Annotated in this window: 14 protein-coding genes; 8 read left to right on the forward strand and 6 right to left on the reverse strand. The window is 49.2% G+C overall.

Going from position 1 to position 15,311, the window contains the following annotated elements:
- Positions 1 to 435: 435 nt before the first annotated feature.
- Complete coding sequence (locus KDK13_RS01015; protein ID WP_257282878.1) at positions 436 to 897, forward strand: hypothetical protein; 462 nt, start codon at positions 436 to 438, stop codon at positions 895 to 897.
- Between the two features lie 105 nt (positions 898 to 1,002).
- On the opposite strand, the gene KDK13_RS01020 is transcribed toward KDK13_RS01015, so the two are convergent.
- Entirely contained in the window at positions 1,003 to 3,258 is a 2,256-nt protein-coding gene (locus KDK13_RS01020; RefSeq protein WP_257282879.1) for an ankyrin repeat domain-containing protein, read from the reverse strand.
- 330 nt (positions 3,259 to 3,588) lie between these two features.
- Between KDK13_RS01020 and KDK13_RS01025 the strand changes: the two genes are divergently transcribed.
- Positions 3,589 to 3,933, forward strand: coding sequence for a hypothetical protein (locus tag KDK13_RS01025; protein WP_257282880.1), 345 nt, complete (start codon positions 3,589 to 3,591; stop codon positions 3,931 to 3,933).
- 24 nt (positions 3,934 to 3,957) lie between these two features.
- Here the strand turns inward: KDK13_RS01025 and KDK13_RS01030 are convergent, their stop codons facing one another.
- Positions 3,958 to 4,833: a nuclear transport factor 2 family protein gene (locus tag KDK13_RS01030; protein WP_257282881.1), complete on the reverse strand. Its 876-nt coding sequence runs from the start codon at positions 4,831 to 4,833 to the stop codon at positions 3,958 to 3,960.
- A gap of 261 nt (positions 4,834 to 5,094) precedes the next feature.
- On the opposite strand from KDK13_RS01030, the gene truC reads away from it, so the two are divergent.
- From truC to KDK13_RS01050, 4 genes are all read left to right on the forward strand, one after another.
- A complete protein-coding gene (truC, locus tag KDK13_RS01035) occupies positions 5,095 to 5,865 on the forward strand; it encodes a tRNA pseudouridine(65) synthase TruC (protein WP_257282883.1) in 771 nt (256 codons plus the stop codon).
- Positions 5,866 to 5,896: 31 nt separating this feature from the next.
- The gene (locus tag KDK13_RS01040; RefSeq protein WP_257282884.1) at positions 5,897 to 6,331 is read left to right on the forward strand and encodes a hypothetical protein; all 435 of its coding nucleotides are present in this window, start codon (positions 5,897 to 5,899) and stop codon (positions 6,329 to 6,331) included.
- An 11-nt stretch (positions 6,332 to 6,342) separates the two neighbouring features.
- Complete coding sequence (locus tag KDK13_RS01045; protein WP_257282885.1) at positions 6,343 to 7,395, forward strand: Fic family protein; 1,053 nt, start codon at positions 6,343 to 6,345, stop codon at positions 7,393 to 7,395.
- A 211-nt stretch (positions 7,396 to 7,606) separates the two neighbouring features.
- Positions 7,607 to 9,112, forward strand: coding sequence for a Ppx/GppA phosphatase family protein (locus tag KDK13_RS01050; RefSeq protein ID WP_257282886.1), 1,506 nt, complete (start codon positions 7,607 to 7,609; stop codon positions 9,110 to 9,112).
- A 49-nt stretch (positions 9,113 to 9,161) separates the two neighbouring features.
- On the opposite strand, the gene KDK13_RS01055 is transcribed toward KDK13_RS01050, so the two are convergent.
- Positions 9,162 to 10,988 carry a Na/Pi cotransporter family protein gene (locus tag KDK13_RS01055; RefSeq protein ID WP_257282887.1) on the reverse strand — a complete coding sequence of 609 codons (1,827 nt, stop codon included), beginning with the start codon at positions 10,986 to 10,988 and terminating at the stop codon, positions 9,162 to 9,164.
- A gap of 629 nt (positions 10,989 to 11,617) precedes the next feature.
- On the opposite strand from KDK13_RS01055, the gene KDK13_RS01060 reads away from it, so the two are divergent.
- Positions 11,618 to 12,040 carry an H-NS histone family protein gene (locus KDK13_RS01060; RefSeq protein WP_257282889.1) on the forward strand — a complete coding sequence of 141 codons (423 nt, stop codon included), beginning with the start codon at positions 11,618 to 11,620 and terminating at the stop codon, positions 12,038 to 12,040.
- A gap of 48 nt (positions 12,041 to 12,088) precedes the next feature.
- On the opposite strand, the gene KDK13_RS01065 is transcribed toward KDK13_RS01060, so the two are convergent.
- From KDK13_RS01065 to KDK13_RS01075, 3 genes are all read right to left on the reverse strand, one after another.
- Entirely contained in the window at positions 12,089 to 12,739 is a 651-nt protein-coding gene (locus KDK13_RS01065; RefSeq protein ID WP_257282891.1) for a hypothetical protein, read from the reverse strand.
- A gap of 224 nt (positions 12,740 to 12,963) precedes the next feature.
- Positions 12,964 to 13,497 (reverse strand): cytochrome b, encoded by a 534-nt coding sequence (locus tag KDK13_RS01070; protein WP_257282892.1) that lies wholly within the window; start codon positions 13,495 to 13,497, stop codon positions 12,964 to 12,966.
- Between the two features lie 83 nt (positions 13,498 to 13,580).
- Positions 13,581 to 14,006: a hypothetical protein gene (locus KDK13_RS01075; protein ID WP_257282893.1), complete on the reverse strand. Its 426-nt coding sequence runs from the start codon at positions 14,004 to 14,006 to the stop codon at positions 13,581 to 13,583.
- Positions 14,007 to 14,368: 362 nt separating this feature from the next.
- On the opposite strand from KDK13_RS01075, the gene KDK13_RS01080 reads away from it, so the two are divergent.
- Entirely contained in the window at positions 14,369 to 15,289 is a 921-nt protein-coding gene (locus KDK13_RS01080; protein ID WP_257282894.1) for a phosphatase PAP2 family protein, read from the forward strand.
- The last annotated feature ends 22 nt before the right edge of the window (positions 15,290 to 15,311 follow it).

Raw genomic sequence — 15,311 nt, forward strand, 5'->3', positions numbered from 1 at the left:
CCTGCGCGGCCCGGCGCTCCTGTCTTATATCACCGCCTGCGCGGCCCGGCCCGATCAGGCAATGCTTTACGACGGGTTTGGTAAACCTTCCTTCTGATAAATAGATTGGTATATAAAACACCCGCTGATGCTGGTGTCAGGTGTCTCTGTGCCATCTCTCAATGTCTACTATGCTCATGGCTCATTCAATAAAAACAGGTAGGAGGCTGTCCGAGAATAGCGCCCGTAGCAAGGATGGCAGTCTATTCTCGGACAGCCTCCTAGTACCTATGTCACTGGAAGCCAAGGTAAACGCTCTTGACTATGCGTTCCATGAAAACAACAAAATTCTTGAAGCTACTCACGGAGTTGTTGAACTTGTTTGTAAATCATCAGTCATAAAAGTCATTATTTTACCAACATGAAAAGTTCATTTGATTAAGAGGTAATGATGAAATGGCTAACGCAATGACAGTAAACAGTTGTGGGCTATGCCAGATACCAATGGATGTTGGCAATCCGCCAGAGGTTATCAAGTGCGCCCGGGGTCATGCATTTCATAAAAAGTGCGTGGTGGTTCCTCCCTTTATATACCCGAGTTGCCCGGTGGAAAGGTGTGGTGAGCCATTTACCGCTTACACAAAGAGTCTGGGTAATCGGCTGGCCGAATCGTTGCTTATCGATATCGGGTTTAGTGATGGTTACGAGCAGGCAGTGAGGGAATTTGCCAACGAACACGGCATTACTGATGAGTATGCACATGCAGTTCTGACTGAGATTGATTTCTTGAAGATGTGTCTCAAGGAAATACCTGCTACTTTTCTTGATATCCTTTCAAGCCGTTCATTTTGGGTGTTAGTGGGCGCAATATTTGCCTATTATGGTTGGCCAATCCTGAGGGATTATTTTCAGCAATAATTCTATTCTGGTGATTCAATGACTGATGAAGAAAATGGAGTTTTAATTCCCGTTCAATAATATCCCTTTTTGTCTCATCTTTGCCTTATTGACCCATTTTACATTTCACATATTTTTTGACCCATCTTTTGACCCATGGAGGGGAAGCGCCCACAGGGCTTCCGGCAGGGACTGCTGGAGATTGGGAGGACAGTGATTAAGCTGTTGTTGCAGGAATTCAACCACATCCTGATGGCCCTTTTGCTCAGCGACAGACAGTACATCCGTGTTGTTGTAGGGGTTTGAGTAGCGAATGTTGGCACCCTGTTGATGCAGGTACTTGACGGTATCCAGATGACCATACTGTGATGCAGTCCAGAGTGCGCTGCCAAGGTTCTGGTATTCCATATTAACGTCAGCCCCCAGCTCAACAAGATACCTCACCACATCAGTATGGCCTCCCTGGGCCGCTAACCAGAAGGGTTCGGAGATATCAGGCCTGGGGGCAGCACTGAAATGGGTCTCGAATGCGCCGAGCAGATACTTTATTGCGTTCAGTTGGCCCAGAATGGACGCTTGAGTGATCGGCATTGAAAAGTGTGACGATTCGATACGCTGCAGTATTGTTTTTTCTTCAAACAGATATTCCAATACGGGGCAATGCCCCCCCATTGCGGCAGCGCGGAGCAAAGAATGCGCATTAATTGTTGCGGATTTATGAACCAGACGCCTGACCAGCTCAAGGTCCCCCCGCGATGCCGCCTTGACAATAGGCATATCCTTCCCACTGTTGGCATTGACATCTGCGCCTTTTTCCAGCAGATATTCCACCATCTCCCCAAGCCCTTCCCCCGCTGCTTTATAGATAGGAGTATAAAAGCCTGAAGCGCTGGCATTGACGCTGACGCCCCTGTCAAGCAAATATGCCACGGTATCAATACTGCCGGAGCTGGCTGCCCAATAGATTGGCGAATCCAACCCTGTCTTGCCGTCAAGTCTTGCCCCCTTGCTGTGCAGGAATTTGGCCAGTTCGAGGTGCCCCCGGGCGCAAGCCTGACACAGAGGGGTTTGTTGGCCTGTGCAGTTGGCTTCAATGTCTGCGCCCTTGTCAAGCAGCCATTCCACCGCTTCGATGGAGCCACTGCGGGCCGCTGCAGAGATCGGGGAATGGTAACCCTTCTCATTAATGTTGATGGTTACCCTCTTGAGTATGTAATCCATCATCACCACTTTGCCACCCTCAGCAGCTTGCCGGAACAGAGTGGCGCTGAGGTTGGGGGTGTTAATATTCAGCTTCAGGCGCTCCAGCAAGAGCTTCAACAGTTGCACATTGCCAGAATAGGCCGCTGCCTCGATGGGGTGCGGGTTTGTCTGGGAGTAGGTATTACCGCAGTTGGCGTTGATGTCTGCCCCCTGATCAAGCAGATAGTTGACCATTTGCAGGTTGCCGCTGTGGCAGGCAGCCCAGATCAGGGTATTGTCACCGGTTTCACCATGGCTATTGTTTGCGCCTCGTTCAAGCAGTGACCTGACCAGCTCGAAATTGCCGTTGATCGCTGCGGCATAAACCGGGGTAAGCGGGCCGGTACTGTGGTTATCAATGTCCTCGCCCAGATTGAGCAGATACTCTATAACCCTGGACAACCCCATTCTGGCGGCTTGTTGAATCGGGGCGCCCATGCCCGGGCAACCGATTTGCAGGTACGCACCGTTCTTTTCCAGAAACTCCACTATATACTGATGACCAGCATGAATGGCCCAGTACAATGGTGATTTAGCACCTGTGGCACTGCCAGCTTGTATATCTGCATTATATTGCAGCAGAACCCTGACAATCTCCTGATGCCCGGAAGCAGCCGCTATTGTCAGAGGTGCATAGCGAGGGTCACTGGCATCAGGGAGTGCCCCCTCGGCCAGCAGAAGTTTTACCATTTCAAGATCGCCAGCCCTGGTTGCCAGCCAGAGTGGGGTGCACGGCAATCCCCGCGCAACACTCTTGGCCAGGTAGGCGACAGTGGAGGGAGCTACCCCGCTGATGTTGACAGATTGTTGATGTAATCTTGAAATCTGTCCGGAGAGGTTGCAATTAACATCGGCACCTTGTTGAAGCAATGCTGAAATGGTGCGTACTTCTCCATTCAGGACTCCAGAGATAAATTGGCATTGCCAGTTTTTCGGCAAGGGCCTTGGGTTATAATGCCCTGATGATGCGATGGTTCTTGCCGTCAGGGCAGTGGAAGGTGCAGGGCTTTGGGCAAGGGAAGTCTTTTTTGGCAAGGCAGGAAGAACAGGAGCTGATGACTTATCTGTGGCATCAAGGCCAGATCGAGCTGCACCGGTGAATGTGCTCTGGCCATTACTATTGGAAACTGCACCATACATTTTGATATTCCAATTCAGTTTTCGATCATTTTCTATGACATTTATTCCCGCTTTTTTATCCCTCGGATGCTTATTTTTATCATGCTGACGACTATCACAGTTTATCAGTGATTCCCGATCAACTGATTGGGATCATTAATATCCAGAGAGCTGGAAGATATCAATAAAAAGTTTGCAGCCTTGAATGAAAAATTCGGTGTAGAATCTCACAATTTTGGTGGAGGGTTGTTGGCAAGGGAACGCAAAGTCGACTTTCCTGTCCTGTTTTCTTGAAAGAGTGCTAATCTGCCAACTGATGGTCTACACACTACTTGATTAAACAGGCGAAAAATGAAGTTTATTAACCGTTGTGTCATTACCTTGAAGCCAAAAACAGAGTTCATCGATTGGGTAGAAAGTCTGGATGTCGAGCTGCCAGAGGCGTGGGACCTTGAAGGTGGTGCCTACCTTTTTGACGAGCATGAGTCTGAACAGGGTCTGGTCGATGGTATCAGTGATCAAGCGCGCTCCATACTGGAGAATGAGTTCTCTGTGTGGACTGAGGATGAAGACCAGTGGCCCGGGCCGAGAGACTTTGCCACGCTGAAGCAACTGTTTACCCTGCATATTGCGGTTGCCGGTTTTGATCTGGGCAAGGAGCCGTTGCTCAGGGCTGATGTTGCTGACCTGCTTTGAAGCCAGGCGGCGATTAATTTATTTTCAAACATCATTAGCAGGGGCGGGGCAGGGCAGTGACCAGTGGCTGTGTCGGCATAACCACTGGCCTTCATGTTCCTGAAGTATGTAGGTTACCCGCAGTGGCGAGGCACTGATTTTTTCACCGGTGATCTGATCCAGACAGGACGATTCAGCATAGGCACAGAGACAGACCAGAGATTGATCCTGAAAGGCTACCGGGTGATGGTATTTAAGCAATGGATTGGCGTACTTTTCAGCAAGAGCATGAAGATGCCGGGTATATTGCCGGGTTCCACGAAGCTCGCTGTTTCCCTGAATCGGAAAATAAACCCTGCTCTGACTTGGGTGCTGAAGAGACTCAAGCCCGGACATATCAACGGATTCAATGTAATTGACCCGCTTGTTCAGTGCGTCAAGAAATGGGGCGATGCTGATAGAGTCCAGCCGTACAGAGTGATCCGTCAGTTCTGGTTGAGGTCTTCCGGGAACAGGGGTAACCGGGAATGGCATTGCCTCCGGCCAGGCTTTGCTGAGATGACTATGACGGATCCTGAGCTTGCCCTGATGTTCAACAAGGTAAAATGTTAGCCGCAAATTCTTGTCTTTCAGCCTTAAACCACTCTTGAATTGAATGTTACGTTTGAAACGGCAGGCGACCATCATGGCTTTGCCATTGCCAAAGCTATCTAATGGTTCCAGTTGAATATCGACGGAGTCCCGTTCCTGAAAGTATCGCCCTGACCGCTTATACAGATCAGCCAGACAATGGTAATTGTCACTTTCGGTGATACCCCAGCCTGTGAAGTCGTCAGGCATATTCAATTCCAGAACCTGATCTTCATTACCATTGAGCAGGCAGTCCCTGAATTCATTGAGAAAATTAACAACTAATGACATAGCTCTGCACTTGATATGGCTAAGAGGATTTAGTTTAGACCAGAGAAATAAAAGTGTCTGACAGACAGTGTGAGATATACCGGAACGGGAGGGTATGGTTGTGATCAGGAATTAACACAACCTTATATTTTAATAAGGATATTTTAACAGGGAAAATTAACTTTCCCTTCATCAATGGATTTGATCTTCGAAAGCCTTTAAGTAGCTAACCCTATGAAATATTGATTTCATAGGGTTAGCTACTTACTCTTGGAGATTTTTTTGGGTTGGACAAAAGGCATGATCAAAGCGCCTGCAGAACACCTTGATATTATCTATCAGGACCCGTGGCTGGTGGCTATCAATAAACCCTCCGGTTTGCTGGTGCACCGATCCATGATTGATCGTCATGAGACCCGCTTCGCCATTCAGCTATTGAGGGATCAGATCGGTCAACCTGTGTTTCCCCTTCATCGACTGGATAAACCGACGTCCGGAGTGCTTGTTTTTGCCCTGTCGTCCGACGTTGCCAGACTGGCAGGTGAGCAGTTTAAGGAAGGCCAGATCCGTAAAATCTATCATGCCATTGTCAGGGGCTATACACCTGAGTCTGGTGTGATTGACCATCCGTTGAAGGAGAAGCTGGATAAAATAGCCGATCGCAAAGTGCGTCAGGATAAACCTGCCCAGGAAGCGATAACCGAATATCATCGGCTGGCAACGGTTGAACTGCCAATAGCGATTGACCGATACCCCTGCAGCCGGTATTCGCTGGTGGAGGCAAAGCCCGGAACCGGTCGCAAGCACCAGGTTCGTCGGCATATGAAGCATATCTCCCACCCCATTATTGGTGATGCCAAGCACGGGAAGGGAAACCATAACCGGTATTTTGCAGAGCACTTTGAAGCTGACCGATTGCTGCTGCATTGCTCCAAAATGGCAATGGATCACCCTGTTACCGGGAAGCCCATTACTTTTTATGCTCCTATGGATACTGTGTTTGATCAACTGTTGGAGCGATTTGGCTGGACAATGTCACGCCCCGGTGAATAAATACTATTTTTTACCGGATTGAGGTATTTCAATGAAAAAAATCATTTCTGGAATGCTGGTTTCACTGGCAATGTTGCTGGCTGGCTGTGCCGCCACTCAGGAGTCACAGGATGTTAATGGACAAAGCCCGGAAATAGCCGTAACCCGTCAGTTTACCGGTTCAACCATGACTCCTGACCCCGTGATGCTGCAGGTGATGGCACTGAGCAAAGCCGGAGTCCTGAAAGATGTTCGCATGACGCGCTCCATTCCTGCCCAGATCACGGCAACCGGGCCTGAGAATGTGCTGGCTTGCCTCTCTTTTGAGGGAAGCCGTTGGCTGGAAGAGCATCAGGAGTGTGAGTTCATGGCAGAAGAAACCTGTACGGAGCTGGGTGGGGAATTTAACCCTTGTGCCTCATCCTGCCGAAATGACCCGGACGCCATGGTCTGTAATTTGATGTGTGTACAAGTCTGTAAGTTTTAATCTAATTGCGTATGAAAACACTTCAGCATCTAACCGGTTATGCCTTCAGCAGTTATCAGCTGGGTCTTTTTCGGCAACTGGGAGAATTCAGAGGCCGTCAACTGGTGACCATCCGTCAACAACCGGAGGTCCTGGATACGCTCCGTCAGGTTGCGGTACTGGAATCTGTGGAATACAGCAGCCGTCTGGATGGCATTGTCGTTTCCAGAGAGCTGGTCCGTACACTGGTACACAAGGAATACCGTCCGACCGCGCCGGTTGAGAGGCAGGTTGCTGGCTATCGGGATGGCCTGGAGATTGTGGTTGAGCCAGGCGAACACATGACCTTGTCGGTCAGCCTTATCCGGCAGCTGCACGCCATGTTATATGCCCATGTGCCCCACGAAGGAGGACGCTGGCGGGTTACCAATAAAGAGATTGTTGAGCGGGACAGCAAAGGCCAGAGAATCGGTGTTCTGTATCGAACCATGCCAGCCACAGCGGTTGCCGACGCAATGGATGAATTGGTGGCGTATTATCATGAGGGGCTTCAGCACCAGGTTGAGCCTCTGTTACTGATACCAGCGGTAGTACTGGATTTTCTCTGTATTCACCCTTTCAGCGATGGCAATGCCCGAATAGCCTGGTTGATGATGGCGATGATGCTGGCACTTAATGGCTATCAGGTCGCTCAGCTGATTAGTCTTGAGCGGGTTCTGGTCCGGCATGAGCAGGCCTATAAAAGAGCGTTACAGCTGAGTGTAAAAGGCTGGCATGAAGGGCAGCACAACCCGATGCCGTGGATTGATTTTTTCCTGAATACCCTGATCCGTGCTTACGATGAGCTGGAAGATAAAATTCATACCCTGCAGTGGCAGGGCAGTCGCGCGCCCAAATCACAGCTGGTAAGAATGGCTGTTGAGCAGACCCGTCATGCTTTTTCCATTGCGGATATTTGCCTGCAAATACCGACAGTCAGCCGGGAACTGGTCAAAAAAGTGGTTCAGCAGATGCGTGCGGAAGGCTTGCTGGAACCGGTCGGCAGAGGGCGTGGTGCCCAGTGGCAAAAGCCCAGGGTTGCATAAAGTCCTCAGACCATTTCGTTGCTCCCGAAAGGATTTTTTCTTCGTCCACGGCTAAGATGACTTTGGCTCTGGGAGCCGAGGGCTGAGTGCTCTGTCCATGACCAGGCTTATGTTATGCTCTGGTCTGCAACCCGGTATTGCCAATTTGGCGAAACAAGCGTTGACGGCACTGAAAAACAAAATTTTTTCAATCTATTAGCTGTGAAATACGATGACACAACAAGGGCGTGAACAGTCCAGCAGCCTACCACTGGTAGCCGCCATAGACCTTGGCTCAAACAGCTTTCACATGATCGTGGCCAGGGTGGATCAGGGTGAAATCCGCCCGGTAGAAAGGCTGGGTAAGAAAGTTCAGTTAGCTGCCGGGCTTAACCAGCACGACGAGATCACGGCTGAAGCAATGAAGCGGGGCTTCAGCTGCCTGGAGCAGTTTGCACAATACCTCTCTGGCAATACCTTTCAAGCGGTCAGGGTTGTGGGCACCAATGCCCTGCGTAAGGCCCGAAACAGCGATGTTTTTGTTGAGAAAGCCCAGTCGATCCTGGGGTATCCGGTTGAAATTATTGCGGGAAGGGAAGAAGCACGTCTCATCTATCTTGGTGTAGCCCAAACCCAGTCTGATGATAATGAGCGCCGCCTGGTGATGGACATCGGTGGCGGGAGTACTGAGTTCGTTATCGGCGAACGTTTTGAGCCAAAGTTGATGGAAAGCCTGCACATGGGCTGTGTGGTGTTTACCGACCGTTTTTTTGGCACCGGAGAGTTATCGCCACAACGATTCCAGTCGGCTTATTATGCGGCACGACTTGAATTACTCAATATTGAACAGTCATTTACCCGGTTGGGCTGGGTTGATGCCGTTGGGTCATCCGGTTCCGTCCGGGCGGTCAGCAGCATTCTGCAGGCCATGGGTGAGAGTGATACCATCACCCGGGACAGCCTTGAGATGCTCAAGCAAAAAGTCCTGAAGTTCAGCCAGATCGGTCGTGTCCGTTTTCCGGGGCTGAAGCCTGATCGTCAGGCGATTTTTCCCGCCGGTCTGGCCATTCTCATGGCAGGCTTTGATGCTCTTGGCATCGAGCGTATGCATTACTCTGACGGCGCCCTTCGGGAAGGGGTCCTGCACGATATGCTCGGCCGGGACCGCCATGAAGACGTGCGGGAGCGAACCATCAATGCCTTGATGAGCCGCTATCATGTTGATAAGCAACAGGCCTTCAGGGTTATGAAACATGCCCGGAACTGCTTTGCCATGACCGCCGACACCTGGGGGCTGGAGGACAATGATCTTGAGCTGCTCTGCTGGGCTGCGCGCGTTTGTCAGATAGGGCTTGATATATCCCATACACAGTACCATCGACATGGCGCTTACCTGATTGATAACTCTGACCTGATGGGGTTCAGCAAGAGAGAGCAGCAGCAGCTTGCGCTACTGGTCAGGGGTCACCGACGTTCCATATCCAAATCGCTGCTTTCTGGCTGGCCAAAACCGATATCACGCCAGCTGATACCGCTGATTATCCTGTTGAGAATTGCCAATGTGCTGAGTCATGGTCGCGATGATACCTTACCGGAATATTCCATCAGCGCATCCGGCTCCACTGTATCCCTGTTTTTCCCGGACGAATGGATCGAACAACACCCGCTGACCGTGGCAAACTTTGATTCAGAACGAAGCTATCTTGCCAAAATAGGCTTCAAGCTAATGGTCGCCTGATAATTATACAAAATCTGCCTTCTGAATATGGTGGCTTCGCAGTTTATGTTCAGGAGGTGGAATTGGTGTCAGAACGAACATCAAAGTTAAGATCGATCTCTCGATATTCTTCCCGATCCCTGGTCAACATAATCACGGCCCCATCGATAAGGTTGGTACAGGCATCGTGTACATGAGCACTGTCATTCATCAAAGAGCTGGCCATAAATGAGTCAACCTGATTGGAGCGGATGAGTTCATTCAGCTTTTTGTGCATCTGCTCATCCTGTTCCCTGAGTTCCTGCTTTAACTGTTCCGCATGCTGACGAATATGATCATAATTTCGACGTACTCCCAATACATCAATCAGCTTCAAAACTGATGCAAGGCAAAGTCTGAGCTGATTGTACTGATGGCGTATCTGCTCATTATCCGAATGAAGGTAGTGCCCCATATTCTTATAGATATGCTTTACATGCTTGATGGCTTGGACAAAATCACGACAGGCAACCTTGAGTGCAAATAACTCCTGCACCTGTGGTCTCGGAAGATTGCCTTCTATGGCCCCTGAATAGTGAATAATATCCGCATATATACCTTTGATATGTCGGATATAAAGCTCTTTTATGGTCCAGGGCTGATTATCACGAACCCAATTGTTAACCAGATCCGTCAGGCTGTCAGACTCCCTCAGCTTGTCACCGGTCAGATATATCCCATAACAGATCAGTTCCAGTGTATTCCTGTATAGGTGGTCACACTCCCGGGTCAGGGCCCTTAGCGCCGTATCCGGATAATTTAATGTTGCCGGTGTTAAGTGGCGTGCCCGGTGAATTGCCGGATTATCCTCAGTGGCAAGATTCAGGTGAGAGTGCCCGGCAGAATCAACAAAGAGCGTTTCCAGCCAGCGGATAAGCAGGTTAATAAAAGGAAGTTGAACCAATATGCCCATGACATTAAACAGGCTGTGGAATAGCGCAAGCTTAAGACTGTAGTCGTCTGCCTCGATCGGCAAAAATCCGGCAGTAAAATCCACAAGCGCCTTTAACTGGGGTAACAACAGGATCGCCAGAATTGCGGTGGCGACATTAAACGTAATATGTGCCACCGCCAACCGTTTCCCGGAAGCATTTGCCCCCATCGCTCCCAGCACTGCCGTTACAGTTGTACCTATATTTGAACCGATAGCCAGTGCCAGGGCATTATCGTAAGTCAGCTGGCCCGTGGCCAGGGCAGAAAAGGTAAGTACCAGCACCGCATTGGTTGACTGCATGATGATGGTAGCCAGAACACCAAACAGTGTGAATACCAGGACGCCCTGCATGCCTGCCATGGAGAAACTGCTGAAATCAATAACATTCTGGAATGCTTCAAACCCCCCCTTCATGTAATGAATGCCAAGAAAGAGAAAGCCAATACCCAGCAGGATGTAACCGAAACCACTGAATTTTTTCTCCTGCTGAGCCCTCAATATCAAACCGAAGACGAGTAATGGCATGGCATAGGAAATCAGCTTTAATTTCATACCATACAAGGCAACTAACCATGCACCTAAAGTACTGCCCAGATTTGCCCCGAAAATGATGCCAACGCCAGCGGTCAGGCCAATCAGGCCCGCACTGAGAAATGAAATGACAATGACAGAAACCAGGGAACTGGACTGCAGGACAGCGGTGGTCGTGATACCAAATGTCAGACTTTTCCAGAGACTGTCGGTGGTTTTCTGAAGGAACGCCTCAAGTAATCCCCCGGTAAAGACTTTAAAGCCCTTTTCAAGATAAACCATACCCAGTAGAAAAATAACCACGCCAGCCGTGATCACCTGAAACTCTGAGCTAACCCAAAAGCCGTAAGTCAACAGCAACAGGGCTGTTGGAAGAACAACGCGTCCGAGCATAATTAGTCACTAACGTGTCTTGATGGCCAACCGATAACACCCATTCCAAACCGCCATGAGCGCCACAATAGCCATGAGTGAAAAATACAGGGCTATAGCCTCTGTTATCGACGGGTCAACAGATTCCCTCCAATGTATCTGCCTTCAATTAATACAGAGAAAAGTAAAACGATGCGGCTCTGGCTGAAAACCGAAGGGATGAAAGAAGTGGTTCAGATAACTACTGTTAAATGTCTAAAACAAAAACTCCCACCAACCCACCGCTGATGCCCTGTGTAGTCAATGCAATCCAGCAGGGCATCTGAGTAAAACAGGTGCGCCATCATTTGATTAATAGAGGGCTGTACTCGTCTGCAAATCGTGGTATCCGTAAAATGAAGCACCGTATTTTCGTAGGATCAAACTCACCATTTCCTTGCCAATCAAACAAAATACATTACTTTTAATTCATATTGAACGAGGAATAGGCAGAAGCATTCTGTGTATTACTCCATACCTGAACAACGAACAGGTAACCGTTCCAGTCTTGCGTAACAGAAATTTGTCGACTTTCTTAATGTCATGCACCGTGTTGATAGGCCATTGCCAGTCTCATATGGTCAAAGGCTCCCGTAGATTGAGGGTATACAATGAAATTACTGGATGAGTTACATCATCGGCTGGGTAGTAAATCCCGGATTCGCTCTCTATTCAAAGATGTCAGTGTTCAGGAGCTTGAAAAGATTCTGGACCGCCTGAAAGAGGTGCATAAGGAAAAATTGCAGTCCAGGGTTAAAGAGGATGCAAAACGACAGAAAAAAATGAAAGATATTGTCGCTATTCACAAAGAAATGGCTGAGCTTGGTATTACGCTCTCGGATCTGGACAACATTAACGACCCGGGGAAAACAGGCAAACGTCGACGAACTGTTGCAAAGCATACCTTTCAATATAAAAATTCAGCGGGACAAACCGTGCACTGGGAAGGTTCAACAACAGGAAGACTGCCAAAAGAATTCCAGGAGTACCTGGAAAAAACACAGAAAAAGCGGGTAGAGTGCATTATTAAATAGAGACCGTATTGATCGAAAATCCTCCTCTCATTTCACCATTTTTGCGCGTTAAAGCCGTTGCATGTGGATGACCATTAAGCGAATCCAGAGTGTAAGGTCATCCATATCTTCAAGAGACAGCAGTAAAAGCGCCATATCAAGAGGGTCCAACTCTCCTTCATTGTGAAAGACTTCCCCTTTGCAGGCTGAAATCCTGCCCTGTAACCCATTCACCGCAATCATTACTTCCTGATTTATTGTCAGCAACGCCCGGGATTGTGGTTTTCTAAAACCCGCCATGCCCAGACGGTTCTGTTTTGCAACGCCAGACTTCAGGCAAAATACAGCCCGGGCAAAGTGCTGATTAAGCTGTTCCACAGAGCGCTGCAAGTCTCCAGTCAGCATGGGAGGTCGATAAGTTAATCGCTCAGCCAATCGGCAGATCAGGTTCGCCAGGTTATTCTGGGTCTGCAGAAGAGAGAGTACCTGACCCTTGCGCTGCGCTGTCAACGTTGGCTGGTTTACCCTGGCCAGAACTTCCTGCTCCAGTTTTTCAACGGATGGAGAAAAATCAATCAGCCATTCCGCTCTTTGATGCCACTGGTCATCGGACGTTAATCGGCTCTGCAGCTGTCTGTTTAATAAAACCAGGGCATCTGCAATCACCTCTCGATGCTGGCTTAAAGGCTTATAGGCAGAGCCGAAAAAAAGACTGGTCAAGGTCGTAAGATCCATGCAGGGCTTATCGACTCAGAACTTCACTTGATTAGCGGCGATTGCTATCTGAACAACGTGAGCAACATGAACAACGTCGCTATTGCTCAAGGCTTATCTGGACAATGGCTACAACCAATATCTTTCACAAGGCGTCTTTACACAGGACATTGACGTTTACTGCGGTCAGCTCCTGAACAGGAGCTGACCCGGGGAGAAAAAGCCAGCCTTCAAAGCATCCGGTGCAGTACATCATGCTCCGGCTTATCGAAGTATCGATGCTTGATGGTTGCCAGAACGTGCAATACCACAATGGCCAGCAGAACATAGGGAATCGTGACGTGGATATCGTGGAACAGGCCCGCCAGCTCACGATTGTTTTCCAGGAAGCTGGGCATGACCAGGTTGAACAGCGGCACATCACGACCGCCAGCGTCAGACATCATATAGCCACTCACCGGTACCAGGAACATAAAGAGATAGAGGAGCCAGTGAACCAGTGTTCCCAGTTTTATCTCATAAGCAGGCATGGTGTCAGGCAGTTTCGGAATCTTGCTGGCCCAGCGAATCACCAGACGGGCAAACAGCAGGAAGATCACCAGAACACCGAAGGATTTATGCAAGTGATAGATGTCGTATTTATAGCTGACGTTGTCTTCCAGCCCGACCATAAACCAGCCAGAAGCAATAATTCCCAAAATAACAAGACCGACAGTCCAGTGCATCAGCCGCATGAGTACGGGGTATTTATCAGAGTTACTCATCTTTTTGCCCTGCTTTTTTTTAGGTGTGAATATCATAATTTATTATACGGTTTTGGGGCTATATGAAATCAAAAGGATTCTCTCTAAAGCCGGGATAAAGCACATCGCTGACTTCTCGCCCTGTTCAATTCCTGTTCCAGTTCTGCCTCCGTAGCTGGCGTAAACAGCATTTCCAGACCTTCGGTATCGACCAGCCTGAGCCTATTGGATTCCCTGGTCAGAGTGAACACGCTGCTGTGGTCCACCTGACTCTTCAGCTCCCATGAGTGCTCTCTTCGGCGGACGTTTCCTTCCACCTGGTAACGTTGACAATTACTGTCAAACACCACAAGAGAGAATGTCTGAGGACGATTCAGTTTCAGCCCTCCGCAGGGCTTTTCCAGATCTTTATTCTCAAGTACCCAGAAGCCGTCAGGCTGTTCGGTCTGGTTAGACAGGGCAGCAGTAATGACTCCGGAAATCAGCACACCGGAAATGAGCAGGGATGCTCTGCAGCAGGCGATCAGCATAAAAGGGCACTTCCTTCAACATAAATAAAAAGAACTATAGTCGTTCATGGTCTTTTCGCTTCAGGCAAGGAACTTTGTGATGGCAACCTGAGACTAACGAGTAGCCAAATAACGTTAGATTTTTGCTTATGAATATTGTCTCAACAATTGCCTCAACAATTGTCTCAACAAAACCACTGCAAGAACCGCATGACATTTCTGAAAACCCTTTTGACCGGTCCATCCCGAGGCCTGGTGAGGTCAAACCGTTCAGAGGGTTTGGTGCGGTTCTCAGATCCGGGGTCACGTCTATATTGCAACAAACCGGAACAGATAATCGATTCTCGCTCCGGCAGGCGGCACCCGAAGGAGGCAATAGCCTTATGACCCGCCTGATGTCAGCGGTGCCCGTTGTTTATTCTTTGCTGGTCATCAACAGTCTGCCCACTGCTAATGGGTGTGAATGGGGGCCTTCAGGAACACGAAATGGAACACTGTCGGCGCATGCTGATTTTGGTTTTTCCGATCCGGTGGTGGAATGGGCTGATGGTGCAAGCGACGTTGTATTGTATGGTGGCTGCGCGACGCTTCTTGCCAGCCATATTGCTAAATTCGTAGCACGGCTGTATGCAGGCAAACCTTCAAGAGAGCAGGGGCTGGAGCCGGGTGGTAATGAAAATGAATTCAGGGTGCTGGCGAAAAAAATGCTCCGTAGAGAAGGCAGTGAAGTGGTGAAATCCCTGATGTTAACGGCAAGTGTCGTTGGAATTGTTGAATATATGAAAATTAAAATTGATAAGGAGCGTCCCTATGTCCTGAATCCTGACTATATCCATGGAAAATTGTGCATGGATCCGGATGATTTCAAGGCCATGCCCTCAGGGCATGCTGCGGTTTCGGCTATTGTCTGGTCGCAGGTTGTCCTTAATGTTATAGATACTGCGGCGCTGTCTTCCCCTGCCTTCAAGCGTTTGCTGTCAAAACTGTCCGTCTGCTCAAATGAGCCGCTTGCTTCACCGGCCGGGAAGGGGTTTATCGCCGTGTTGGGCGCCATTGGTTTTGGGGTCCTGGCAGGGACATTAAGAACTCTGGCGGCCAAACATGATGCTGTTGATGTGTCCATCGGCGAGGGGATAGGCATCATTGCCGCCGCTTGCTCGCCATATATTCGCAGCGGTGTTTTTAGCCCTGAAGCCGTAGTGGATAAAAATACCGGGTATTACTATAACGATGACGTGTATAGCCAACCTGTTGAAGGGGAGGGGCCGATGGGGGACACGGATAATCAGGAGGCAGAGGTTTAGCAGGAGGATAGAATCCTCCTGT

The organism is Endozoicomonas sp. SESOKO1, assembly GCF_024606265.1.
Classification (GTDB): Bacteria; Pseudomonadota; Gammaproteobacteria; order Pseudomonadales; family Endozoicomonadaceae; genus Endozoicomonas.

Coding starts and splice junctions, on each gene's coding strand:
- KDK13_RS01015 (WP_257282878.1), top strand. CDS start 436: ATGGCTAACGCAATGACAGTAAACAGTTGTGGGCTATGCCAGATACCA.
- KDK13_RS01020 (WP_257282879.1), bottom strand. CDS start 3,258: ATGTATGGTGCAGTTTCCAATAGTAATGGCCAGAGCACATTCACCGGT.
- KDK13_RS01025 (WP_257282880.1), top strand. CDS start 3,589: ATGAAGTTTATTAACCGTTGTGTCATTACCTTGAAGCCAAAAACAGAG.
- KDK13_RS01030 (WP_257282881.1), bottom strand. CDS start 4,833: ATGTCATTAGTTGTTAATTTTCTCAATGAATTCAGGGACTGCCTGCTC.
- KDK13_RS01040 (WP_257282884.1), top strand. CDS start 5,897: ATGAAAAAAATCATTTCTGGAATGCTGGTTTCACTGGCAATGTTGCTG.
- KDK13_RS01045 (WP_257282885.1), top strand. CDS start 6,343: ATGAAAACACTTCAGCATCTAACCGGTTATGCCTTCAGCAGTTATCAG.
- KDK13_RS01050 (WP_257282886.1), top strand. CDS start 7,607: ATGACACAACAAGGGCGTGAACAGTCCAGCAGCCTACCACTGGTAGCC.
- KDK13_RS01055 (WP_257282887.1), bottom strand. CDS start 10,988: ATGCTCGGACGCGTTGTTCTTCCAACAGCCCTGTTGCTGTTGACTTAC.
- KDK13_RS01060 (WP_257282889.1), top strand. CDS start 11,618: ATGAAATTACTGGATGAGTTACATCATCGGCTGGGTAGTAAATCCCGG.
- KDK13_RS01070 (WP_257282892.1), bottom strand. CDS start 13,497: ATGAGTAACTCTGATAAATACCCCGTACTCATGCGGCTGATGCACTGG.
- KDK13_RS01075 (WP_257282893.1), bottom strand. CDS start 14,006: ATGCTGATCGCCTGCTGCAGAGCATCCCTGCTCATTTCCGGTGTGCTG.
- KDK13_RS01080 (WP_257282894.1), top strand. CDS start 14,369: ATGACCCGCCTGATGTCAGCGGTGCCCGTTGTTTATTCTTTGCTGGTC.